Source organism: Bacillus sp. PK3-067 (assembly GCF_056738645.1).
Genome location: NZ_CP096490.1, coordinates 2310400 through 2335853, shown reverse-complemented (window position 1 = coordinate 2335853; position 25454 = coordinate 2310400). Strand labels below are relative to the sequence as shown.

The following is a 25454-nucleotide window of genomic DNA, read 5'->3' as shown; positions in this document are numbered from 1 at the left end:
CTCCAAATGACAAAATAATATGTAAGTCTCATATCATTATACCATGATTCATTATTTTACCTTTGTTTTAACTTTTATTGTTCATTTTATGTACAACAATCTTACAATATTGTAAGGGCGTTGTAATCTATATCGATTTTTCTCATTTAATAATAATCGTATACTTTTTAAAGAAACACATTAAAGGAGATAAAGAAAATGAAAAAGTTTTTAGCAATTATTACACTATGTTTATTATTTTTTAGTTTTACTATTGGCTGTGAGAGAGCGTCACTAAATAGAATTGGTAAAGATGTATATTACATGCAGATAAAAGGCGAAGGAACTATCGAAAAAGTAGATGGTAGAAACTTACGAAACTATACGCTGCCCGCATATGATGAAGATGGTGTCAAAAAACAAATTACATTTAGAAGTACAAAAAAAGAAAACGACCATAAATTAAATAAATACGCGTTTTTACGCCTTTATGTAGATCAAGATGATAATAGCAAAAATGAAATATCATCAATTGAAGTAAAGTCCTATGAAGAGATTCAGAAAGCAGATTTACCTGAAAAAGTAAAAGATAAGTTTACTATTAAATAAAAAAACAAAAGAAAATGCTCTATGCATTTTCTTTTGTTCTTTTCACCTGTATATATTTTGAACTACTATTATTCATTAGTTTCTCTAACCGATTTATATTCTCCGTTAATGCACCTTTCACAAGAGAGAAATCTGTATTGGATTCTTCTTTTTTTTCTTTAAAAAACGAAGACTTTTGCACATTGACTTCAGCCATCTCTTCTCCCCCTTTTCAAAAAGATACAACCTTTTATTTATATTATATAGCAAATGTAGAAAGAGTGTACACTTATGATTTTCTTTTTAATTCTTCTTCTAATTCTTCTACTTGCTGCAACGTATCCCCTTTTATTAAAGAGAAATCTGTTGTATCTTCGTTACCTTCTTTAAAAAAATCATTGTCATAATCTTTTACCACTACAATCACCTCTACATGCTAGTGTAGGAATGATTGTCCAATTTTATTCAACTTTGTCGGATTTTGTTTTTAATTTATGTATAGAAGAAAAGGACAGAAAAAGATTCTGTCCTTATTTACTAAAATAACTATGATGTATTGTTAAATTATATACATTTTCAAAATCCCGATCTTGCAGGTTATTTTTCTTTCCATCAATAACAATGAAAACGTCACTTACTATTTTTGCTGGTATAATCCCGACATTTTCTACTTGCACCGCTTTCTGCTCATTCAATTGCTCGATATGTTCTAACGGAACGATAATACTAAATTGCGAGCGAATACCACGAAAGTTTGTATTTAACTCTTTCGCGGCTTCAAAAACAACAATTTTCGCGCCAATCTTTTCCCCATATGAATCTAAAAATGCATTTAAGCTCTTTGTATATTCCTCTTCCGTATGCCATTCCATCGTACCGAATACTGCTGGATTAACATTTTGAATAATTGTCGTGTATATTTCCCCTCTCGCTTTAGATGCAATTAATGATCGTTTTATTGATTGAACTGTCTTGCCAATATCGCTAAATTTCGCACCCCATATTTCTGAAATATTAGGCGTTAAAATGAACGCAATATCAACAAAAATAACCATTGCAGTAAACATTAAAAGATTTTTCCAGAGGGTTAAATCAATTCCTTTTATCATGAAATACACGGTGACAGATATGATAAACAAACCATACCAAGTCTTTCTAATACGTTGCTTTTTCTCCTCGTACAACTCCTCATTTTTCCAATAAAAGAAAACAAGGACTACAAAGACAATCGCTAAAACAAATAAGCCAATTCGAATGTTAGAGATCATTAATCACATCACCCTCCATTCAAAAACTACTCACGATATCATTACATGCGCAAGCTGCTCTCTTTATGACAAAAGACGTGGACAAGCTTCTAAAATTAGCTACATCGCATATATATTAGAAAGTACCACGTCTTTTATCCTGTTATTTGTGGGAAATAAGACCCCTACTGATTAAAATTTCACTTTACCATGAGTCTATATTGTATATGTAGACAAGCATTCATTTCAAATTTTCGTATTAAAAAGAAATATGTTTCGGAATTTCCCCTTCAGGTACTTCTCCATCCATACTTAAATAATAATGACGAATCGGACGTAAGTTTTCGTCTAATTCATAAACAAGCGGAATGCTAGTGGGAATATTTAATGAAACTACACCATCACTTGAAAGGTTGTCTAAATATTTTACTAGCGAGCGAATTGTGTTACCGTGTGATGAAATAATTACTTTATTACCACTTTTTAATGTCGGCGCAATTTCTGAATGCCAATAAGCAAGTACTCTCTTCTCCGTATCCTCTAAACATTCAGTTAATGGAAATTCACCTTTTTTGAGTGTTTTATATCTTGGATCGGTCGCTTCATATCGAGGATCGTCTTCAGTAAGAGCCGGTGGTCTTACATCAACACTTCTTCTCCAAATATGAACTTGCTCCTCACCATATTTTTGTGCAGTTTCATCTTTATTCAGCCCTTGCAATGCACCATAATGTCTTTCATTTAGCTTCCAAGATTTATGTATTGGAACCCAAGTAAGATCCATCTCATGAAGTACAATCCATAACGTCCGAATTGCGCGTTTTAATACTGATGTATAAGCCACATCAAAAGTATATCCGTTTTTCTTTAATATTGCTCCTGCTTCTCTCGCTTCACTTAATCCATTCTCTGATAGATCAACATCTGTCCATCCCGTAAAGCGATTTTCAAGATTCCATAAGCTTTGTCCGTGACGAATAAGTACAAGTTTTATCATTATAATTCCCCTTTCGGAAATGTGAATTTTATTGTTCCATTGCGTACACGTATAAAGTATCTAGTAATGTATCTTTTTATCCATTCACTCTATGACCAAATCATAGTTGCCAAATGTATGGATAAAATTTGTTCTTTTTCAAACGATAAAAACAGAAGTTTTTTCATTATTTTTGATCGACTGGTATTTCACGTTTGGATATCCAAGCATCAAAACCTGATCGGCTATTTGCCATTTCATTCATAACTTGGTGCCAATTGTCCTCACATGATTCACCAAATTTTGAAAAAATAGCACCCATTTGTTGTCTTTGTACATCACTCAGTTTTTTCTCTAAATCTGTACCTTTTTCTGTTAAAGACAACTGTTTCACACGTCGATCATGCATAGCTTCATTACTCTCAATTAAGCCCTTTTCCACAAGTTGACGTAGCGGTCCGTGGAGAGCTTGTTTACTTATTTCTAATAGTGATAATAACTCATTTACACTTATCCCTGGAAAACGTGCGATAAAAAATAAAATTCGATGATGTACTCGTTGAATGCCATATTCTTTTATAATTTCATCTGGCTTTTCAGTAAATGTTTTATATGCAAAATAAAATAATGCTAATGCCTCATTCATCTGTTCTTCTTTATGTTGTGTCATCTACTTTCCCCCTGTATGTAAATTATACCACAATCTAGTAATGAATATTTTAATCAACGCATTAGAACTTATTTAGTCTATTGAAACATTCATTGCACAATTAGGAGATGATTCATTTGAAAAAACAATATACTGTAAGTACATATTTATTGGATAGACTACATGAATTAGGAATTGAACATATATTTGGGGTTCCTGGTGATTATAATCTTGCCTTTTTAGATGATGTGGTAGCACATGAAAATTTAAAGTGGATTGGCAATTGTAACGAATTAAATGCTGCATATGCAGCAGATGGGTACGCTCGCATAAAAGGAATCGCTGCTCTTATTACTACTTTCGGTGTCGGAGAATTAAGCGCCATTAACGGTATTGCTGGCTCATATGCAGAAAACGTGCCAGTTATAAAAATCACGGGTACGCCACCAACAAAAGTAATGGAAAATGGAGCAATCGTCCATCATACGTTAGGCGATGGAAAGTTCGATCACTTTTCCAATATGTATCGAGAAATCACTGTGGCACAAACAAATGTAACACCTGAGCATGCAGCTGAGGAAATTGACCGTGTATTACGTGCATGTTGGAATGAAAAACGCCCTGTTCATATTAATTTGCCAATTGATGTGTATAATAAACCAATTAATAAACCGACAGAACCTATTATAAATAAACCTATTTTAAGTAATAAAGAAGCATTAAATAAAATGCTTCTACATGCCATTTCAAAAATAAATAGTGCCAAAAAACCTGTTATTTTAGCTGATTTTGAAGTAGATCGATTTCACGCTAAAGAAAATTTACATCAATTCGTAGAAAAAACTGGGTTTCCCATCGCGACGTTAAGTATGGGAAAAGGAATATTCCCAGAAAAACACCCTCAATTTATAGGGATTTATACTGGTGATGTAAGTTCTCCGTACTTGCGAAAAAGAATTGATGAATCTGATTGTATTATTAGTATTGGTGTGAAGTTAACTGATACTATTACAGGCGGCTTCACACAAGGTTTTACAAAAGAACAAGTTATAGAAATCCATCCCTACACTGTGAAAATTATAGATAAAAAATACGGTCCAGTTGTAATGCAGGATGTTTTACAACATTTAAGTGATTCAATTGAGCATCGTAATAAAGATACCCTTGACGTTAAGCCATTTATTTTAGAATCCTCACCTTTTACTGAAGAGTTCATTCCAAAAGCACAAATGGTCACACAAAAACGTTTTTGGCAGCAAATGTACCATTTCTTACAAGAAAACGACGTCTTAATTGTAGAGCAAGGAACACCTTTCTTTGGTAGTTCTGCTATCCCTCTACCTAATAACACTGCATATGTAGGACAACCGTTATGGGGATCTATCGGATATACACTGCCCGCTCTACTTGGTACACAGCTCGCCAATTTATCACGGCGCAACATTTTAATTATTGGTGATGGTTCTTTCCAAGTAACTGCCCAAGAGTTATCAACTATATTACGTCAAAATTTAAAACCAATTATATTTTTAATCAATAACAACGGATACACTGTTGAACGTGCCATTCACGGCCAAAACCAACTTTATAATGATATACAAATGTGGGATTATAATAAACTATCAATGGTATTTGGGGCAGAAGAAAAAAGTCTAACATTTAAAGTAGAAAATGAAGCAGAATTAGCAGCAGTCTTAACAAATATAACTTTTAATAAGAATCAACTTATCTTTATTGAAGTTATAATGAGCCAAAGCGATCAACCTGAATTGTTAGCTAAACTTGGAAAAAGATTTGGTCAGCAAAATTCTTAATATAAAAGCATAACCTAATTATACAATTGGTAGTGTAAAACTTGTTTTGAGAATAGTTTCGACACTCAAAATACATAAGGAAAAGGATGGAAAGCACCATCCTTTTCTATTTTAAGAGCGTTCTTCGACTAACGCCCCGTGCGACAAGCAAAAATTCTTAATCCATCTTTAACTTTATAGCTTTTGTCGCAATAAATGTTTTAATATGCTTATCTAATATCCTTGTTCCACCAAAATCATCCTCATAAAAACCTGTTATAGCAAAACCAGCTTCAATTTGGCCTTGGATTTGGTCTTCTAAAGTATGCGCATATTCTATTGTTTGATTTGAATCGATGTAATCTTGAACTTCATCCTCTGGTAAATAATCCAATGTTGATGAAGGAATTGAATGTTTAACATCAAGAATACCTTTTTGCTCTTGGTTATCATCAAAAATCCATAGTAACGGATTTGTAAATCCAGCAATAAGAATACCTTTATTCTTTAAAACCCTAGAAACTTCATTCCATACAAGATGAACATCTTTTACAAACAAAAATAAGCTACGCTTTTTCTTTTTTATTCAGCAAGAGTTAACTGCCAAGATACACCATACTTATCATTTAACCAGCCAAACTTTTTACTAAACGGATAAGAACCTAAAGGCATAAGAATTGCTCCATCCTGCGCTAGTTTATGAAAGACCGTATCAATTTCTTCTTCTGTCTCACAAGTTACATAAAGAGACATAGCTGGAGTGAATGTAAAATTATGATTTACATAACTATCAATACACATAAACTCTTGGCCATTTAGCGTAAAAGTTGCATGAATTACAGTTCCCTCTTTACCAGGTCCATTTTCATCATAGCGAGAAATACTTACAATTTCTGATTGATCAAATAGCGACGTATAAAAATTCATTGCTTCCTCAGCTTTGCCCTCAAACATTAAAAACGTAGTAATTTTTTGATTTGCGTTACTCATATGGAGACAGCCCCTTGTTATGTATTTATGTAAAACATACGTCACTCAAAAACCGAACGTATATTCCTATGAATATATTGTCTATAAAAACGATGAGTTTGTCAATTATCTACTTTATTATTTCTTCTTAAATAATGCTGTCCAAAGAAATGATTCTCCAAACATTTCATTCGGTTGTTTCATTTGTTTCATCCTTCTAATCTCAATTACCTCTAATTCTTTAAATATCTCTCTTAACTTTTCTTCCGAGTATGCAAGACCACCTTGTAGACTCCATTCTCTATATACGTCCCAATCTGTTATTTCTGATCCATTTCGCTCATCTAAATCGCCTGCTGCAAAACATGTTAATCCGAAATAACCACCCGATTTTAATGAGTTTTTAATTAAATCCACATAATTTATTCTTCTATGCGGTGGAATGTGATGCAAACAGCCCGAATCATATACAAAATCAAATTCGTTTTGAACCTCTAAATTAAAAATTGAATCACAAATAAAATGAATTTCTACCCCTTTTGCCAATGCCCTTTCTTTTGCCCAGTTAATGCCTTCTACAGATAAATCCACTGCTGTTACATCAAATCCTTCATTCGCTAGATAAATTGCATTTCTACCCGGACCACATCCAAGTTCTAATACTTTCCCTTTTAAAACTCTCTCTTTTTGTATATAAGAAACTAGATTCTCATCTGGAACATTTTCAAAAAACGGAACATCCTTTTCTCTATTCTCATAAAACTCATTCCAAAATGGTTCAGCAGGTCTTAATAATGAATCAAGCATTTTTAAAATATCTTTTTGTGTGTGTAACATTTCAGTTTTCATTAATACCCCTCCATAAATTAATAGTCAGAAAATTATTATATATCTTTTCGAACTTTCAAACAAAGAAAAAACTCCTATATTCAATAGGAGTTTTTGTCTTTAAAATCCGAGTACAGCTAACCATTTTAACAATTTCTCTTCTCGCGCTTTTAAATCATCATTCCTAAACTTGCCTAGTTGTATTTCACTAACAACTTCTCCGTCCTCCATAAAAAGAACTCTTTCTGTTTTCTCTGCTACCTATACAACATGAGTCACTTAAGAAGGTTACTTTGCTGAAAAATAAAGCCGATTTCGTTAAGGGATATTTTTGCTAACGCCTCTTCTTTCATACATGTTATTTCATACAATCATACTTTTCTAATAAAATAACGCTTTTGTTCACTTTTTTGATACATTTACGAAACATTCATGTGTTACCTTCATTAAGTTCTTTTCTTTTTATAATGTCGTGTGAGATATACCAACAGAGGAAGCCCTAGATCCCCTAATCCTAGGGCTTTTTTATAAGAATTTTATACATTTTATTATTTCCACTAACTCTTTAAATTGTATATACATAATATAAAATTTTCATGTTGTTATATTTTTTGATGGCCTCTTATCTTTCCTTAAAAGGCTTTTTTTCAAATAACGCTTTTATTTAATTTATATTTAAAAAGTTCCTTTTCATAAAGACTTCCCTTATATGCTATACTCATTCTTAAATAATTGTATAAGGAATGTTAAAAATGGATGATAGATCGTCAAGACAATGGAAATTGCGACAAAAGTTAAGAGCACTGAAAACCAAAAACAACAATGACACAAACCCTTTGTTTAGTGAATGCCTTGAATCCCTAGGAAACGAAACTCTCATTTTCTCCCAAGAAAAAAGCCAGCAGATTGCTATTATTTTAATGAATTCATTTCCTATAACTGTCTCGGGAAGAATAGATTGGGAACAGATAGATAACCAATTCATAGCTTCGAACAAAGAACAACTAATTTCCCTTATTAGAGCAAACCAACTAGATTTTGACGAACAGATTTTTATAATATGGGATAACTATGAAATCCCTGTAGTAAGTACAAATCTTGATAAAGTATTCCAATCACTAGTTGACGTTGATGCAGTCAGTTTTTATTACTGGATATTAGACAAAGAATATAGATTCGTAATTGAAATAAATGATAAAGAATTGATTAGGATTGGGTTTCGCTAATACTCTAAGCATATTTCCTCATTCTACTGATCTGCAAAATTTAAATTGTATTATTTATCAAAGACTTAAAATATACGAATGTCACGTAAACCGATTGGTGTTAATCATGTTTATGTTTATAATTACGTTGATTTGGATAACTTGCATTTATAAAATGTAAATGTTTTACAAATTCAAGTTAAACAAACATTGTTATATCAAGGTTTGTTTGACCTAACATGTTATATTCTTGATACTAAGACGGTTTTTATGAGCATTTCGTATAAGTGTGATTTAACTGATTAAGACTATTTTTAAAAACGACATATCAGCGATAATTTATGTCTATTCTGTATAAGTGTTAGCAAGATCGTTTGCAAACTTGTTAGCACTTTTTTAAAACTTAAACCAGAGGAGATTCATACAATTTAGTAACAATGTAAAATTGTATTTATCAAGGATAAACCATTTAACAAATAGTTTGCAGCACTGAATGATTTACAAAAGAATACCCATCGATACACTACGAATAAAAATAATCAGCTAATCGAGGGAATATAATTATTTTTATTTAATTCGCACTTGTACTTCTTGTTCTTGTATTACTTGAATGATTAACTCCAATACAATATTTTGTATTAACTGATGCTCATTATCATGAAGTTTACTTTGTTCTGATATGTATTCAATACATTGATATATATACCCTTCTACCAATAAGCTCCCTTTTTCAACTGTAAGTGTATTTTGCTCATTCTTTTTTACCTTTGGTATTAAAAATTCGGTTTTTGTCAAAATAATCTCCTGTTCAACCTCTTTTATTCCAATCACTTTTTCTTTAAATACAACCTTTTCTCGCAAACTAATTTCACCTTTATATCTTCCTATTTCTATTGGTAGTTTCGCTGTAATAAAATTATTTACGTCTTCCCCATTTTCACTCTCTAATATTATACTGTGAATAGGAATCCATGAAGATGCCTCTACCTTATTCTCTTCTTTATTCCCTTTATTTTTTTGGTTATATAATTCAAAATGAATTCTCTTCTCATGAAGATTTAAAGAAACTAATTTACAATAACTATCCGAATAATATTGTTGCACTGTAGTTAATAACTTACAATCTAATTCACGCCCTTCTACACCTTTTTCATTCCTAAATACAAATGCTTCTTGATTTTTAACATTTATTTTTGGAAATATTTTAAAACTAGTTACTTCTGAAAAAATAGAAAATGGAGTTTTGACCACCAGTGAGCGTATTAAAGGCCCTATTTGTGATCCAGACGCTTTACCTTCTTTCTCTAATTTTGATGCTACATATTCTCCCTTTAATTCAGGTGGTATTTCTTCTTTTCCCCCTCTTTTTTCGTGTAAATTATCTTGTATATTCAGTTTTTTATACTTGTAAATTTCATCCCATATCCCCTTACCAATCCATGGATTTTTCATCACCATCCCCCCGTCTGATGAAATTCAAAAAATTTGTTTTTTGTATGTGACCATTTCATCATTATATATGTTGTATAAAAATAAAAAAGAAATTGTCTTTTTAACAAAGACAATTTCTTTTTATTTTTATAGTGCTACTTGTACTTGTTGTACTTGTAAAACTTTTAAAGTAAGATCTAGTACAATTTTTTCACGAAGCGTATCAAATGGTTCGTTTAGGTTTGTAGGACAAGGTGAAAAGTCTAATTCAAAAAATTGAGCGCTTACTAATTCACAATATGGTTGTTCGTTATAAAAAACTGCATTTTCAAAGAAATATTTGTCTAGACGTGGTAAATCACCGTTTTTAGGATTTATAAAATGAGAAGTAGTGTCCGAAGAAGAAGCTACTAAAGCTAATGATAGAAAATCACCTTCTGTCAGATCTGCAAAACCAGAAAATGGAACATTTGCAATACGATCATATAGAACTCCATTACACTCGTCATTTGCATATTCAATATTTTTACGAATATAGCCTTGTACAAATAATTTCGCTCTTGTAACTCGTCGGTAAGGTGTACCTGGTACTGGTACGAATGCTACAGGCACTAACTTACATTGTGTTAAAAATACGTTTTTTAAGATGCGTTTAATTTCGACTGCTGGAGGCTCTAATGAAATATCAGACTCTACAACAATTTGAAGCGTTCTTTCAGCTAATACAACTGGAATCTTTACAATAGGTGCTCCTGGAGTAACAATTGGTGTTGCAGTCTCATCACTTAATGGTGTTTGGGTTTGTCCCGCTACCTGACATGGTACATTAATTGGACATTGTTCGCTCATGTTTTATGCTCCTCTTTTTATAAGATTTTAGAGTTTATGAAATTTTCAAACTCATAATACTTGTATATGTCTTTCTTCTACTAATGTTTGGGTTCTATAGTAGCCTTTTTAATCATTATCATTAAGTTAGTATAATCTAATCATTTTTATTGAAAATTCTGAAAATTAATATTTTTAGAGGAATACAAATTCTGTTTTCAACGTATCTCGCAGATTCGGTAAAATTATGAAGTCTTTATTACATGAGTTATCTTGAATTTAATTTTGGATATCACGATATGAACATGGTTACCAAATGATGATTTTTATTTTTATCAAGCTATATATTCGTAAAAAATCGCTTTACATATACTGAAGTTTTATTTGTTGTTACATAAAATCTTTTACCTATTCAATTTTGAAATATACATTCAAGACAGTATACTCCAAAATAAGAAATTATTTTAAATTAGAATATTTTCTTTGATAAATGTGTGTTGATTAATTTCATAATCAGTAGTTCTATCCACTCTCCCTTAAAAATTAGCATAGTTTTTATGAATTCTATATCTAGTAGAAAGCTCTCTATCATATAAAAGTATAATAATAGGTTAATAAACAAGCAGTTTTTTTACTAAAACATAGAATAATACTGACCCTAATTGAAGGGAGGCATAAAAGATTTCCTGGAATAATGATTGCTGAAAATTTAAAGACAAGCACCATTGTGATGACGATAAATTTAGATATATTATTTAAATAATTTGTGTTATAGTTTCAAATGTTAATTAATTACAATATTTTTCAAAAAGAGTATACATAGTCATATAAATCATGTTATTTTGGATAGTTTGTTCTTTAAATTAGGAATTAAATAAAGAATTATAAAAACGCGCTAGGTACAACTAAGAAAGAAACAGGATAAAGAATAAGTCATATTACCTGTAGTAATAACACTAAGTGAATTGCACCTCTTATAAGTGACTTGTGTATCTCTTACTGCGTTTGAAGTTAATTGCCAATATTTCGTGTCGTTCTTCTACAAGACATTGCGTAAAACCGTTTGGTTACCAATTCCACCAACGTAATCTTCAACATCTTTCATTCACTTCATTAAATTGTCCTGTTGCTTGATTTTGTGCTTCTTGAACTTTTTTATTCAACTCTGTTTTTGTGGTTTCAATATCTTTGTTGACTTGCTCTAAGGTATCTTCCTTTACTTTGTCCATATCAGGAACAACCGACTCCCAATTGCCATTCTTCCATAATTTGAGGATGCCAGGCTTGCCGTTTGAAATATCTAACCATAAGGTTTTTCCATTTTCTAAACCGATTGTCGGTGGTTTTGCGCTTTCAATAATTTTTGTTTGATAATTTTTAAGGTTTTCTTGTACTTTTTCTGCTAACTTTTTTGCTGCTTCTGATTCCTTTTTCACAACATCAACTTGTTCATTTGTCTCTTTCACAAGTTCTTCCAACTTATCTAACAAGCCTTTATTTGCTTTTCCAGCTAGACTGCCCATAACTTGGGCATACATGTGATCTAACAGACTTCTCGTATCTTCTACTTCTTTAAAATCAACAAAATAATATTTATCATTTGCCGCATTTGTATCACATTCATCCGCTGCGATAAGACGTGCTTCTAAAAACAAAGGTGGCGTAAATTTTGTATCTTTGAAATGGACAATATCGCCCTTATTTACTTTTTCATGAGATAAACCAAATATCTTTTCTAATGCAATTGGAGTTACTTCATACTGTACAGTGCTATTAATACGTTTCTTTAGTTCCGCTTCCGTTAGTTGTTTTAATCTTTCGGCTGACATATTTTGATCTTCTGTTTGTGGACTATAGATGTCATATTTGTGTGAACCATCTTCTGTCCAACGTTGTAAGGCATCTGCATCAGCGACGTATAACTTCCCACCGTTAATCTTTTCAAAAGTTAGATACTCACCTGTTTCTTCGTTTACTTCAACAGTAAAATCCTGTAGCGGTTCTTTTAAACTTTTCCTAGCCACTCCGCCATGCCATGTACTACCTGCACCAAAGTTATCTATAACAAAGCGCTCACTATCTGACTTTAGAGTTCCTGTGTTTTCACCTTCGTTAGTGTTTGGACCATTTTGATTCCAACCAACCATTGTTTTCATTTCATCGTGCATAACAAGCTGTTCTTTCTCGACTGTTCGTTCTTCCACAGAAACAGGGTATCCCATACGAAAATGTTGAATTTCTTCTTCCTTTTTTCGTGAAATATCAATAAAAGTAGAGGGAGTTTCTACCTTAACTATGAACGTAGGATCAGAATATTTACTCTCATTATTCGATATATTTGTAATTAATCTACTTCCTTGTAATTTGAAATCTATTTTTCTCCTTGGGCCTAGTTTATAAGGCATTGGACAAATGAATTTTAAGGTGCCTTTTCCTAAACTCATAAAATTATCAACATTAAAATCTTCATCAATAACAGCTATATATGTTCTATCTAGTTTTGTATCAAAAGTTAGCTCGGTTGCTTGTTCAGTAATTAACCATGTCGCTATTTCTTCTTTTAACGTTTCTAAATCTGTTCCATCTGGAACGATAATTCCCACAGGGACAGAAAGTCGACGAGGATCTGTTTCCATTCCTAATAATCTTGCGCCTGGATATCCAGGCGTGTTTAAGAATTTACGTTTTAGAGGTTCCCATGTTGGCGGGCTCCATCCTCTTTCTAGTTGGATATATTCTTTTCGTTGATTGTTGAATGTAAAAGAGCTCATTTTGACACTCCGTTTTTTTATAAAATAAAAGAAACCCAAACCTAAAAGGCTGAGTTTCTCTTTTCTTCTCTTTCTTGATACTCGGTTGTATAGCCGATAAGTACCGCGTGCCACGTCTCTTCCTTCTAAATTTACGGGTACTTCAATAAATCTCCACCAAGCATTGGAATAACTCCACCGCCAGATGATCCGAAAGAATTATTAATGACTTGATTTGATACACTATTTGTCATGGCTTGTCTACTGTTTGACATACTTCCATATACACCACTCATGACGGTCTTTAATCCTCCTAATTGGCTTGCGGAAGTAGCCATCATACGGCTTATATTATCCATTAATTGATTTTATAGATTATAAAGGTATATTATGAGTTGTGTTTTCCGCCACTTCTCACAATACAAATATATCACGTTAACTCCAAAACGACCGGCACATTTCCTGCCAAAAAACGGCCATAACCCTTTCACTTTTTATTATCTGATTTACATATAATTACAATGAAAAATGCAATTATGCTCACAAAAGAAGGGATTATTTTTAATCCCTATCTTTTGTGATTGTAGTATTTATGAAATTAGAGCTATCAAAGAGATGTATATCAATAAAGGCTGATGTTAGTTTTCATCTTTATCATTTTCTGATTTCGTAGCAGTATCTTTAAAAAAATCACCTGCTAAATTAAGTAGTTTCTTTCCACCTTCACTATTCAAAAGATTCATTAAAAATACCGGATCTTGAACCTTTTGAATAAGAGCTTGCATAAATACGGATTTAGCAACACCTAATATCTCTGTCGAAGTTATTTTTATATTAAAATATGGAATATTAATTTGGAATGGCGAATAATCAGATGAATTATTTTTCTGTTTTTTTAATGTTTCATCAGTCGTTCCATTGATTGCTTCATTGGTTGTTTCATTATTCGTTTTGGAAAGTGTAACAGCTTCGGCCGCTATTATTCGACTTTTCTTCTGAGTTACTTCGGTTATTGGAATAGATGAAGTTTGATACGAAACATTTTTATTAAAATATGGGCTAGATCCCATTTTTTTCTCCTTTCATAACGAACACATTATATATTCTAAACATATATTAAACTATATTAATGAAGGATTACTTCACACTACGTGAAGCAACCCTTTATTTATTCTTGGTGATATAAGAAGGTTGTTACTTAAAAACCACCATATCCGCACCAGCTTGCACCAACGATAATAAGCAAGATAAACAATACGATTAGTAATGCAAATCCTCCGCCATAACTACCACAACCACTTCCATATCCTTTTTCTGCAGCCAAGATACACTCCTCCTCTCTAGAAAAAAATGAAGTTCATAAACTAGCAAAAACAAGCAGCGCCAACGATAATAAGCAAGATAAACAATACGACTAGTAATGCAAATCCTCCGCCATAACCACAACCACTTCTATATCCTTTTTCTGCAGCCAAGATATTCCCCCCCGATCCTATAACAAAGATGCGTTTCATAATAACTAACAGAAGTTCTATTAATTTAACTCGTAATGAAAACAAGCTAACAGAAAAATAATTTTTCATTGCAGTCATGTTGTACTTGCTTATCACTACACTGACACTATATGTATTGGGCTGTAAACGGTTATGTGCTTTTATATCAACTTTTCCATTTTTGAGGAAAATGTCATTGACCATTTTTAAAATCGTTATATTTATATTAATAATTTTATAACCCACATTTAAATTTAATCATTCGTATCTTTTTCTCTACTTTGACGATTTGAAATCATTATCTTCTTAATCCATACTATTTTCACTAAGTAATTAATATATTATTTCAAGTTCTCTATGACTTACCCATATCTTATATTGTGTGTAACTGAACCCTTTGCTGAATCCCTTGGTATCATTGAATTTATAACACTTTCTTTTTTGAGTTACATAGTACAAAATTTATGAGTAACTGTAAGGAATACCACCACATTGCTACCAAGCTAAGAATATGAATTTTATCAATCCATGTTTTTCGTTTGCATATTGGCTAGTATAGAACAAAAGGTTATCAAATGCCGAGGGAACTCTCAGCAGATGATAACCCTTTGAACTAGCGTATCAATAATTTAATTAGATAACCTCACAAATATATTATTGAACCACCCCAAATACATTAATTTCAGCGGCACTTGTCCATGGATTGTTGTTTACCTCGCTTAATGCACGTAGTTTAATATAACGACCTGTCTTGTTTACAAAGCTGACCTCTTTCAAGTTAATATTGTTTGCAAAAGCACCTATGGATACCGCTGTTCCCCAGTTTACTCCATCACTACTGACGTAAAACTCATAGTCCTTAATCGTTCCATTTATTTGGCCGTCTTGCCTTGGCAAGTAGCTGAATTTGGAGAGGTTATAAGTTGCACCTAAATCAATTCGAATCTCGTGCGGCATTGGAGCTACGGGGCTCCAGTTTGTATGCCAAAATGTGTCTTTGTTTCCATCAAAGGCATACGTACCTAAATTGTACCAATTATAACTATCTATATATTTTAGTGTCCAGTTTGTTTGCGGAATTAAACTAGCTTCTTTTGTTGTGACTGCTACATTCATAGCAGAATTACTTGTACTTGTCGTTGTAATCGTTACTCCTGATTTTTCTCCCGTGTAGGTATTACTATTCGGATTAGTGTCTGGACCAAAGGTAGCAGCATGATTTTGATTCGTGTAATAGAACGGGTCTTGGTATTCACTGATTGATTGTTCTATATCAATGAAAGGATGAGGATCACTGGAATTATTATTCATGGATTCATCAATATGCCAAACTGCAATACCACCAGAATTTGTTGGTAAGCTCGCATCATACCCAACCTTTGCGCGATTCTCAACTAAAAAATACGTATTATCCTTTAAAGGAATCTTTAACACATTATAATTATTTGGGATAGCATTTAGAGTAAAGTTATTAGTGGTATTTACTACATTTGGTGTTACAAATCCTAATTTTACTTTTGACCAAGCATCCATATGACCCGGTGTAGCTCCATAATCTTCTCCTTGTAGACTATTCCAAGATCCATTACCCATTATACTTAGGCTACCCACACGATTATTATCACCATATAGATCTGGCAGGCCAAAGGAATGACCTAACTCATGAGCAGGGATACCAATTGTTGCCATATGACCATATTGTTTTTCACCCTGCGCCGTATACATGCCTGATACCGTAACACCATCGTGATTTGTATTTGGAGCATACGACTGATGTGCCCAAATATAAGGAAGTGGAGCACCAGGAGCAGCCTGTTCATTACCAGCAAGAAAACTTACAATGTAGAAGCCATCTTTAGAGTCAATGACTTGATCATTATTAGTATCAAGACTAGCAAAATTCACTTGAGAATCAGCTTTAGCCAGTGCATCTGTTATAACCGTACCCATACTTTTTCCCGATGTACTCGGATGAGCGTAATCTAATTTCACTTTAACCACTCCATCATTTTGAGTACCATATGTTTCAGGAGCTGGAGTTATCTGTACTTTTCCGTTACTTACTTCATTATAGTAATTCTTAACTGACTTTTGATTTGTAGAAAAGAATTTGTTACTCCAGTCGTTATCGTTATATGCAATATCAACATCTGTAAACCCAATTAACAAAACAAGTAATTTTTTGGTTCCTACAACTGGAGTGACAGTTCCATCAATATTTTTTGGTGATTCTTTTTGTAATTTATTCATGTGCACCTGTTTTTTCTTTGCTTGAGGGTTGTATTTTTTTATCCATTTATTCAAATTGTCCTCATTTAACGCCATTGAAGGCTTCTTATCGATTTTATATTTTGTACCCGTTGATATCAGTTCATCTGATGTAAGCTCAGCGTAATTCCAATATCCCTTCTGATCTTGTAAAAGTATGTCGCCATCCTTTGTACTTACCCAGTGGAACCATTCATCTCCATGTAACGTGCCTTCAAAAGTTTCGCCTGACGGCTGCTTCATTTTGACAACTCCCTCGTATGCTGGTGCGGCAAAAGCGTTCGTTTGAACATACAAAACACAAATCAAAGAAAAAACGAACATGAACAGGAACTTTAAAATTCTTTGCATAAACATTCCCCCTTTTTCAATTGTGTGTGAAATATTCTGTTGATAGCCAGACTAGATTCATACATGGAATAGATTGAAAGATACATTTGTATAACACTAACAGAATACCTTTAATTATAATTACAGGAAATTGAAAAAATGTTAATTTTTTATCCAGATAAATATTTTCTCAAGATTATCCAATAAAACAGGATTGATAATGGTAGTTCTTCAGAGAACTACTGATTTTCCGCCTAAAATGTGTCTTAACATAACATGCGAATTTTTTTGATGTGGCAATCCCATCGCAATCAGGCTAAGGTTTTAAACTATCCCAAAAGAAAAAGCAATGATTAAATTTTAAACCTAGTCATTGCCTTATCCATTGCATCTTGATTTACACCTATATAACGTAACGTGAACTTCTCTGACGAGTGATTAAATATCTCCATGAGCAATGGGCTATGTTTTTCGTTTGCATGTACATGTGAGACCCGTATGTTTTTCTCAATGTATGTGTTCCTATTTCATCTAATCCAAACTCTGCCACTGCTCCGCTTAATATCTTATATGCCATACTACGACCAATTGGACGATTCCTACCTTGTCTACTTTGCAATAAATACTCATTATCTTCCCTTTCTTCGATAAACCATTTAAGCTCTCTTTTCAGTGCTGCAGTAATTTGTATTCGTTTCTGTTTCCCAGTTTTCATTTCTCTCATAGATATATGACTACCTTTAACATCTCCTACCTTCAATTTCAAAATGTCCGAGATTCTCAGGCCTGTATTGATTTTCATAATGAAGAGGATGTAATTGCGTAAGCTCTTTTCCTTAAAATACTCTTTAAGCTACTGTATTTGTTCTGGATCACGTATTGGCTGAACAAAATTCATTATTCATTACCTCCAGTTTCTTCAGTCTCATAAACTTCTAATCTAAGAGCAAAAGCAAGTTTATAAAATACTCTAGCCTTAACACGTCGATAAGTACGCTCACTCATGCCGATTTCGTTATATACCATATAATCACATACATCTTCATCTTCTAGATAACGCTTAATGATGATGTCTCTTTGCTCCCTTCCTGCACGCCCATTACCCAAACGACTAAGAAACTGGTCAATACGAAATGATGTTTGCTTAATCCATTCTTCTCTTTTACTTTGTTGAATATTAGCCATCTCTACATCTTCTAATGGCTTTCCTACATCATTTGTAGATCCGTGATATCTAATTTCATAAGAAGGAGTAACTTTCATTTCTTCACGCATCATTCCAAACTGTCTATATAAACGTACATTTTCGAGAGCACCTTCTAATTTTTTCTGCGTTGCTACTCTATCGATTTTTGGTAAGAAAAATAATTGTTTAGTCATGTAAGACCACTCCTTTTTATTTTTAAATTATTTTTGTCTTAATGCTCCGTGTCTTCGTTCATAACAAGGTCTATGTATTCCCATTAAATCACCAATTTCACGAGTACTTAATTTCTCTTTTTGTTTTTTCTTATTTTTCTTCTTTCCTTGCTTGGATTACTTTTTCCACTCGCGTAATTGTTCTTTTAGTGCCCTCATATTTCTCCATCCCTCTTTTCAAAATAAAAAGAACACCTATTCCTAAAACAGCTTTAATTGCTGCTTTAATGAATTGGTGCCCTCTAGTTTTCTAGCCGGACTATATTCTGTTTGTTTTACTTTAAAAGGATTATTTTGTTAAAAAATTCATTCTAACTTATAAACACTATCTTTTTCTTATATTTCCCATTAAAATTTAATAGAAATATTCCGATAACAAAGGAGCAACCTATGAAACATAATATAAATCTATGGTCCTTTATTTTTTCATTCGTTTGTATTGCTTGTTTTCTTTTATATCTTGAAGTATGTACACCTGAAATAAATGCATCTTTTATAAACGCCGTTTATTTTCACCCTTTATTTTTCGTACTCATTTTTTCAATAGGAACTTTTTTTGCTGGTATTAAAGGATTCTCTAAAGTAGATAATTGGATATCAATGCTTAGAAGCATAGTAACAGTTCTACTAACAATGTTATTATCAGTGTTTTTAACACTAACTTTGATTGTGGGCTATGCATTAAGTTAATCGTAGTTCTTCACGAATAAAAACCAATATTCCGTCAATACTGTAGACACATGGTTATCTTTCTCCGATTTCCTTATATAAGCAGTTAGCTTTTGCTAGCTGCTCTTTATTTGTACAAGGTACTCAATTGACTGGCGCACATATAATATCCTGAGTTCCTTTCTTTATAAAATAGTCGTTATAAAATGAGACTCGTCACGAGAGCACTTTACTAAGTGCTCTTTTTATATTCCAACTTAATACAAAATGAAAGTTTGATTAAGCTTATTTTTACTACCGCATAACATGTTTAATTCTGCTTATAATATAGTTGTAACTTAAAGTTACATATCATTTACTTGTAGGGCCTAATCTTCTTTTGTACAACAAGCAGTTAGCTAATTAAGCTGGCTGCTTTGTTGTGCAAAATGAAGTTTTTATACGATTTTAAACACATTTAAAAATAAATTCATATGATATTATTCCTCTCTTTTACAAAATGGATTTTGGTCAGAAGAGCACTTTTACAAAGTGCTCTTTTCCCATGGAATTAAAGCTCTACAAAATAGAGTTTTTGTTCAAATTAACGATCATACAATTGGACGGATTTACTAGTATTTTTACCAAAAAATTCATGATATGGTTAATTAGTCGAGTACGTCATTACTTGGCACTTCCCCTTAGAAGCCCCGCGGACAATCGGGGTTTCTTTTATCAATATATATTTGTCAAAATAGTTAGTTTAGTGTTAAAATATCATAGATTCTCCTTAGGGAGTTTTCATGTAATTAAACAAGAGTTTACAAGTTCTCGAATCTTCGCCCCTTGAAGCGCCCTTCAAGGGGCTGAACTAATTAAAATAACGATTTTGTTCACTTTTTTGATACATTTATGAAACATTCACATGTTATCTTCAATATGTTCTATTCTTTTTGAAAAACCATGTGAGAATACCAAAACAAGAAGCCCTAAATCTAGGGCTTCTTGTTTTCAAATAAGGATTTTGTTAAAAACTACACATTTATTAAGAACATGCATAAAATATAATGTGGTATTCTTTTTCAATATTATTTTTTATCCGAGAGCGCCTTGAATGGCGCTCTTTAATTTCTAAATAACATTTTCAGGTAATTACGAGAGCGGATTTTATTATGTCGTACAAGCACTACTTCACTTTATTAAATAGACTATATAGATATCTAAAAGAAGGGAGCTTTAAATTCATATGGCTGATTACTTTTATAAAGATGGTAAAAAATATTATAAAAATCAATCGCATTCCAACAATCAAAAAAACAACTGTTTTATTGAAACTCATACGATAGCTGGTTCTGCAGAAAATGCAAATGGGAATATACCTGTATCTGTTTTCCTTGAAACCACCGCTCCACAAACTGTATTTGAGGATTTTACAAACAATCATAATAAAACATTAATTCAGTTATTCGTTGTCGGTATGAGTGCACCCGTTCAAGTAACTATTCTAACAAGAAGATCTAACGTACCAATTACTACTACATTACAACCTGTTCAAACAAAAATATTTCAAGTTGAAGATTTTCAAAGTCTTACTCTTACAAAGCAAGAAGGTTCTACTAGTGTAGTTAGTTTATTTGTTCAAAAAACATTCTGTATATGCTGTAACGATAATAACGATTCATGTGATAAATATTACCACGAATGTAATTGATAGATTAAATCACCAGAAGAACCCTTTATATAAAGGGTTCTTCTCCTTTAACTCCCCCACATTTTCCGGTTTTTATTAAACTAACTATTTTGTTAAAAATCTTTCTTCATTCTTTTTAGATCAAGTAACATATCTTACTAGATAAGGATATATTCCACAAAATTTTGAAAGGAGGACTTTTTATTAACACTACTTTAATTTCTCATTTTTATAACGAAGAGTATCTGCTTCCGTGGTGGTTAATGCACCACACAAAATTATTTGATCATGGCATTCTTATTAATCGTGGGTCTACTGATCGTTCGGTTGAATTATGCAAATTATTTGCACCTCATTGGGAAATCCGTGAATCAAAGGTACTAGAGTTTGATGCCATTTTAGTTGATCAAGAAGTAATGAACATAGAAAAAGAAATTACGGGATGGAAAATGGTACTAAATACCACTGAATTTCTTTGCTGTGTTGATAAGGAAGCCTTTTTCTCATCTCTTGCCAATTTAGGGCAAAAGATGTATGCTATTAGAACTATTCTGATGGTGGATGACCCTGCTCACGGTTATACCAATCCCAGATACGGAATTCCCCTTGTCAAACAGCGTTATCATGGGAGAATAATCCCTCCTAATCCACCTGCTTCATACTATGGTGGTAGATTAATCCACCATTATTCGCATGGTAACTATTGGGCAGGGCGACATTGGTCACCTCATCCATTTATCGTTTACATGTATCCTGCTTTCATTTTAAAATTCTTTTACAGTCCCTGGAATACTGCTATGAAAAACCGAAAATTACAAATTGGGCCTACTCTTTCTAAACATAGCATCCAGCGTGACTTAGGTACTCATCATCTGGCAACACTAGATAAATTAGAAAAAAATTATATACACTTTACAACCTCAACTACTGATCTTCGGTTAAACCCGGAATATCAAGTTTTATTTCCAGATTTATGTTTTCCTAACTTACAGTAATGTCCTTAAAAAAACATTCATATATATTTATCAGATGCACTTTGAAATCCCAGAGTATCGAATACTTTTATGAGTCGACTGACCAACAATATTCGATTTATCTTTAAAAATTTATTAAAAATAACTTAGATACAAAAAAGCTACGTTTTATATAGGATAAAAATTTTTTTACGCAAAGGAGCTTGATTATTTGTGAATTTCCAAAATGATAACAACTCTAACATTCACAAACCTTGCACTTGTCCATCCCCCACGGCTAATAGCTTAAATGTTGTTCAAACTACCCCATCAATAGTTTCTGTAAATTCCGCGATTCCACTAGATACCGTGGTAAATTCTAATGGTACAGCAATCTCGTTCACACCACCAACAACTGTTTTACTTGAAGGTGGAAGAACCTATTTGGCAATCTATGAAGTACAAGTTATCATTCAACCAGGAGGTAATTTGGCAGGTATCACTATGTATCTTAATAATAATCCAATCATTGGATCTGGTACTTCTCTGGGATATACTGCAGGATTCACTTCTGTATCAGCACCCGCAATTTTCACTACACCTTCAGGTATAACAAGTACTCTTACTATTAATGTAGGACCATATTCTAATACATTAAATACATTGGGCTTGACTCTTGCTGTTGTAGCATTAACATAGTTAAATCTAATACTTTCTAAAATAAATTTCTTTGTCCTTTAACTGCGGTTTGGAGTTAACCTCTTAGAACTCACTATAACTACATATAGAAAAAGATTATTATCTAAAATCAATAGTATTGGGTGACTCGGCTGACACAATTGCTGAGTCACCCATTTTTTATAATAAATTAACGCTTTTGTTTAGTTCTAATTTTTATAGTTAGATTAGATAAATTTATTTCTTATTATCTCAAAATACAATCACACCCAATTCATATCATGCATCTACTGGATATAATCTGCTATTCTTAGAGAGGATGATATACATATGTCTAGAAAAGACAGATTCAATTCACCTAAAATAAAATCTGAAATTTCAATTTCTCCCGACCTAGTCGGGCCTACTTTCCCACCAATCCCATCATTTACTCTGCCTACTGGAATTACCGGACCTACTGGCAACACTGGGGCTACCGGCGACACTGGACCTACCGGACCCACATTTAACATTAATTTTCGTGCAGAAAAAAATGGTGCACAGTCTTTTACTCCTCCTGCAGATATTCAAGTATCGTATGGTAATATAATATTTAATAATGGTGGAGGGTATTCTTCAGTAACGAATACATTTACAGCCCCTATAAATGGTATCTATTTATTCAGTGCCAATATAGGATTTAATCCAACTTTAGGTACGACTTCTACTCTAAGAATAACTATAAGAAAAAATTTAGTATCCGTTGCTAGCCAAACAATAGATATACAATTTTCTGCAGCAGAAAGCGGAACTTTAACTGTAGGCAGTAGTAATTTTTTTTAGTAGCGCATTATTACCATAATGAAAATCTTAAAATATAATAGCTACAACAAATCTCATACATATAGGAGGACCTTAATGATTCTAGCTCAAGAAAAGAACATAAAATTAATTATGCATTTTCTTACCTTATTATCTTTTTTTATTCTTATTTTCTTTAGCATCACAATTTTTTATATACCGTTGATTTTTTATTTTGTATACAAATCACAAAACATTCAAAAAAATATCCTTGAAGCTGTGTTTTATCAACTATTCATTTGGATAATTACAGTAATTTGGAATCTCTTCGCAATAAGAATCTTAATGCTATCCTTGTCTAATTTAGACTTGACTTCAAATAATACTTTGATTATTTTCGGCATAGCTCCTTTATATCTAATACTGTTCCTTTTGTTAATTTTCGGGTCTATAAAAGGGATTTTATATGCGCTACAAGAAAAAGAGTTTCATTATCCTATTATTTCTAAATGGATTAACAAATAAAATCACGTGTAGAAGAATTCAGAGTTTTACTGAATTCTTTTTTTATGGACCTTTCAAAGTCTTTTACATATTCCTCCGTTCCTTCTTTTAAATAAAATCCAAATTCTATACCAATTAATTGACTTATATTTAATTTTTTGGGATTTCATAATAATATTTACCTATAAAATCATTACCCTTATATAAGGAGCCATGAGCCTTTCCACTCATGGCTCTTTTTTATTACGATTTTCATTTCACATCTACACGATTTTGACTAGCTTCTCGACTAAATCCGTCTGGATATCTTGTTGCTAATTTAGATATATTCATTTGAGCAATATCTCCTAGGGTATATTCCCTTTCGTGAGACATGATTGAAATGTAGTACAAGATGTCCCCTATCTCTAAAGCGATTTTATGTGTATTTCCTTCTTCTTCTCCTGGACAATAAGCTGGATCAAATCCATGACCATGAAAAATTGCTTTTTTACAACATCAGCAACCTCACCAACTTCTCCCGTAAGCCCTAATGCTGCATTTAAAACAACTCTACCAAAATCGTTATTTGTATTCCATGTACATAATGTCGCTTCTTGATATTGATCTAATTCACAAATTTGATTGATATTCATTACAGCTTGTCATTCCATTGATTCACTAACTAATCTGGTTGTTTCATATACACCGTTTTCCATAGCGTTCATTTTATTTTCCCCTTCCTATTTAGCAAATTCCTAATCCTTTTTGAGGTAAGTTCGATGACTGGTATAAATCTTCAAATTCATTTATCTAATTTACATCTGTTAACTGAAATTCAATAAGATATTCTCTTTCTCCCAAATTTCGTTTTAATCTTTCTAAGTCTTCATTGCTTATTACAAATCGCTTTGAACTAACGATTGATGGATTCATTTGAACATCACGAACACATGCTGATATCGTAAATTCTTGTTCTATATTATTTTTTATAATCCATATTTCATCTCCAATATGCAGATTGTATTTTTGCATAAAATAAATCGGTACACCTATTTCCCCTTTACTAATCTGTATCACTTTATTATTTATAATCTAATAAAAAATTAAAATTAGCGTTTTGTTTCACGGAACTAATATCTATTACGCTATTATGTTCGCCTTATTTTTATTTTGTATAAAAATGTTATACCCGTTTACTTGTACTTGGATCATCTCTGCCGTTTGCTACTTTTTTACAAAAGGAGTTTTTTCTACAAATGAATCCATTGACTTTTGATTTATTTCTCCGGTATGAATCTGTACGACGTGCGGTGCGCTTGATACTTTAAACAATCGATCATAGATTTATAACGTTACTTGAAGCACTAGCCATTAAAAACTTGATAACTTGATAAACATAAATAAAATGATAATTATCATTTTATTTTTAGAGAAATCTCTTTTTAACATTCTCCTAATCATATGAA

General features: G+C 32.3%; 24 protein-coding genes and 6 pseudogenes. 9 read left to right on the top strand and 21 right to left on the bottom strand.

Features of this window, described 5'->3' with window-relative positions; translation table 11 throughout:
* Positions 1-198 precede the first annotated feature (198 nt).
* Entirely contained in the window at positions 199-588 is a 390-nt protein-coding gene (locus M1D73_RS12160; RefSeq protein WP_000713863.1) for a YxeA family protein, read from the top strand.
* A gap of 19 nt (positions 589-607) precedes the next feature.
* Here M1D73_RS12160 and spoIISB read toward each other — a convergent pair whose 3' ends face one another.
* From spoIISB to M1D73_RS12135, 5 genes are all read right to left on the bottom strand, one after another.
* The gene (gene spoIISB, locus M1D73_RS12155; protein WP_000852629.1) at positions 608-784 is read right to left on the bottom strand and encodes a stage II sporulation protein SB; all 177 of its coding nucleotides are present in this window, start codon (positions 782-784) and stop codon (positions 608-610) included.
* Positions 785-856: 72 nt separating this feature from the next.
* Positions 857-985 (bottom strand): hypothetical protein, encoded by a 129-nt coding sequence (locus M1D73_RS12150; protein ID WP_000237819.1) that lies wholly within the window; start codon positions 983-985, stop codon positions 857-859.
* 112 nt (positions 986-1097) lie between these two features.
* A complete protein-coding gene (locus M1D73_RS12145; protein WP_000624977.1) occupies positions 1098-1835 on the bottom strand; it encodes a type II toxin-antitoxin system SpoIISA family toxin in 738 nt (245 codons plus the stop codon).
* A 238-nt stretch (positions 1836-2073) separates the two neighbouring features.
* Positions 2074-2811, bottom strand: a complete 738-nt coding sequence (gene gpmA, locus M1D73_RS12140; RefSeq protein WP_000594152.1) for a 2,3-diphosphoglycerate-dependent phosphoglycerate mutase — start codon at positions 2809-2811, stop codon at positions 2074-2076.
* A 166-nt stretch (positions 2812-2977) separates the two neighbouring features.
* Complete coding sequence (locus M1D73_RS12135; protein ID WP_000191888.1) at positions 2978-3460, bottom strand: MarR family winged helix-turn-helix transcriptional regulator; 483 nt, start codon at positions 3458-3460, stop codon at positions 2978-2980.
* A gap of 107 nt (positions 3461-3567) precedes the next feature.
* Here M1D73_RS12135 and M1D73_RS12130 point away from each other — a divergent pair, with 107 nt between their 5' ends.
* Positions 3568-5253, top strand: a complete 1686-nt coding sequence (locus M1D73_RS12130) for an alpha-keto acid decarboxylase family protein (protein ID WP_063225602.1) — start codon at positions 3568-3570, stop codon at positions 5251-5253.
* Between the two features lie 157 nt (positions 5254-5410).
* On the opposite strand, the pseudogene M1D73_RS12125 reads toward M1D73_RS12130, so the two are convergent.
* The 4 genes and pseudogenes from M1D73_RS12125 to M1D73_RS12110 form a co-directional block, all read right to left on the bottom strand.
* A pseudogene (locus tag M1D73_RS12125) lies at positions 5411-5791 on the bottom strand (SAM-dependent methyltransferase); the annotation flags it as partial.
* Positions 5792-5814: 23 nt separating this feature from the next.
* A complete protein-coding gene (locus M1D73_RS12120) occupies positions 5815-6222 on the bottom strand; it encodes a VOC family protein (protein ID WP_000063587.1) in 408 nt (135 codons plus the stop codon).
* A gap of 117 nt (positions 6223-6339) precedes the next feature.
* Positions 6340-7050 carry a class I SAM-dependent methyltransferase gene (locus M1D73_RS12115; protein WP_000846113.1) on the bottom strand — a complete coding sequence of 237 codons (711 nt, stop codon included), beginning with the start codon at positions 7048-7050 and terminating at the stop codon, positions 6340-6342.
* Positions 7051-7149: 99 nt separating this feature from the next.
* Positions 7150-7290: pseudogene (locus tag M1D73_RS12110) on the bottom strand (ABC transporter ATP-binding protein); the annotation flags it as partial.
* A gap of 491 nt (positions 7291-7781) precedes the next feature.
* Here M1D73_RS12110 and M1D73_RS12105 point away from each other — a divergent pair.
* Positions 7782-8255 carry a CDI toxin immunity protein gene (locus M1D73_RS12105; protein WP_000342724.1) on the top strand — a complete coding sequence of 158 codons (474 nt, stop codon included), beginning with the start codon at positions 7782-7784 and terminating at the stop codon, positions 8253-8255.
* 546 nt (positions 8256-8801) lie between these two features.
* Here the strand turns inward: M1D73_RS12105 and M1D73_RS12100 are convergent.
* From M1D73_RS12100 to M1D73_RS12055, 10 genes and pseudogenes are all read right to left on the bottom strand, one after another.
* Positions 8802-9686, bottom strand: a complete 885-nt coding sequence (locus M1D73_RS12100; RefSeq protein ID WP_000795504.1) for a BC_2427 family protein — start codon at positions 9684-9686, stop codon at positions 8802-8804.
* Between the two features lie 126 nt (positions 9687-9812).
* On the bottom strand, positions 9813-10514 hold the full coding sequence (locus M1D73_RS12095) for a CsxC family protein (RefSeq protein ID WP_001294982.1): 702 nt from the start codon (positions 10512-10514) through the stop codon (positions 9813-9815).
* A 1070-nt stretch (positions 10515-11584) separates the two neighbouring features.
* A complete protein-coding gene (locus M1D73_RS12090) occupies positions 11585-13264 on the bottom strand; it encodes a distal tail protein Dit (protein WP_002025803.1) in 1680 nt (559 codons plus the stop codon).
* Between the two features lie 41 nt (positions 13265-13305).
* Positions 13306-13611 (bottom strand): annotated as a pseudogene (locus M1D73_RS12085) (phage tail tape measure protein); the annotation flags it as partial.
* 270 nt (positions 13612-13881) lie between these two features.
* On the bottom strand, positions 13882-14313 hold the full coding sequence (locus M1D73_RS12080) for a hypothetical protein (RefSeq protein WP_000535863.1): 432 nt from the start codon (positions 14311-14313) through the stop codon (positions 13882-13884).
* A gap of 128 nt (positions 14314-14441) precedes the next feature.
* The gene (locus M1D73_RS12075) at positions 14442-14567 is read right to left on the bottom strand and encodes a YjcZ family sporulation protein (RefSeq protein ID WP_000718601.1); all 126 of its coding nucleotides are present in this window, start codon (positions 14565-14567) and stop codon (positions 14442-14444) included.
* Between the two features lie 40 nt (positions 14568-14607).
* Complete coding sequence (locus M1D73_RS12070) at positions 14608-14718, bottom strand: YjcZ family sporulation protein (protein ID WP_000718602.1); 111 nt, start codon at positions 14716-14718, stop codon at positions 14608-14610.
* A gap of 672 nt (positions 14719-15390) precedes the next feature.
* Positions 15391-17355 carry a M6 family metalloprotease domain-containing protein gene (locus tag M1D73_RS12065; protein WP_001188937.1) on the bottom strand — a complete coding sequence of 655 codons (1965 nt, stop codon included), beginning with the start codon at positions 17353-17355 and terminating at the stop codon, positions 15391-15393.
* Positions 17356-17687: 332 nt separating this feature from the next.
* A pseudogene (locus M1D73_RS12060) lies at positions 17688-18232 on the bottom strand (site-specific integrase).
* Positions 18232-18714 (bottom strand): ArpU family phage packaging/lysis transcriptional regulator, encoded by a 483-nt coding sequence (locus tag M1D73_RS12055; RefSeq protein ID WP_121868772.1) that lies wholly within the window; start codon positions 18712-18714, stop codon positions 18232-18234. Before M1D73_RS12055 ends, M1D73_RS12060 begins: the two are co-directional and overlap by 1 nt.
* Positions 18715-19143: 429 nt before the next feature.
* On the opposite strand from M1D73_RS12055, the gene M1D73_RS12050 reads away from it, so the two are divergent.
* The 6 genes from M1D73_RS12050 to M1D73_RS12025 all read left to right on the top strand — a co-directional run bounded on the left by M1D73_RS12050 (position 19144) and on the right by M1D73_RS12025 (position 24027).
* Positions 19144-19443, top strand: a complete 300-nt coding sequence (locus M1D73_RS12050) for a hypothetical protein (RefSeq protein WP_000682208.1) — start codon at positions 19144-19146, stop codon at positions 19441-19443.
* 1204 nt (positions 19444-20647) lie between these two features.
* A complete protein-coding gene (locus M1D73_RS12045) occupies positions 20648-21112 on the top strand; it encodes a hypothetical protein (protein ID WP_000796389.1) in 465 nt (154 codons plus the stop codon).
* A 242-nt stretch (positions 21113-21354) separates the two neighbouring features.
* Complete coding sequence (locus M1D73_RS12040) at positions 21355-22086, top strand: glycosyltransferase family 2 protein (RefSeq protein ID WP_240691062.1); 732 nt, start codon at positions 21355-21357, stop codon at positions 22084-22086.
* A 192-nt stretch (positions 22087-22278) separates the two neighbouring features.
* Entirely contained in the window at positions 22279-22743 is a 465-nt protein-coding gene (locus tag M1D73_RS12035) for a hypothetical protein (protein WP_001010966.1), read from the top strand.
* A gap of 309 nt (positions 22744-23052) precedes the next feature.
* On the top strand, positions 23053-23544 hold the full coding sequence (locus M1D73_RS12030; protein WP_000087352.1) for an exosporium leader peptide-containing protein: 492 nt from the start codon (positions 23053-23055) through the stop codon (positions 23542-23544).
* A gap of 75 nt (positions 23545-23619) precedes the next feature.
* Complete coding sequence (locus M1D73_RS12025) at positions 23620-24027, top strand: magnetosome magnetite crystal formation protein family (protein ID WP_000599417.1); 408 nt, start codon at positions 23620-23622, stop codon at positions 24025-24027.
* A gap of 231 nt (positions 24028-24258) precedes the next feature.
* On the opposite strand, the pseudogene M1D73_RS12020 reads toward M1D73_RS12025, so the two are convergent.
* Positions 24259-24713 (bottom strand): annotated as a pseudogene (locus tag M1D73_RS12020) (nucleoside triphosphate pyrophosphohydrolase family protein).
* A gap of 25 nt (positions 24714-24738) precedes the next feature.
* Positions 24739-25449: pseudogene (locus tag M1D73_RS12015) on the bottom strand (ABC transporter permease); the annotation flags it as partial.
* Between the last annotated feature and the right edge of the window lie 5 nt (positions 25450-25454).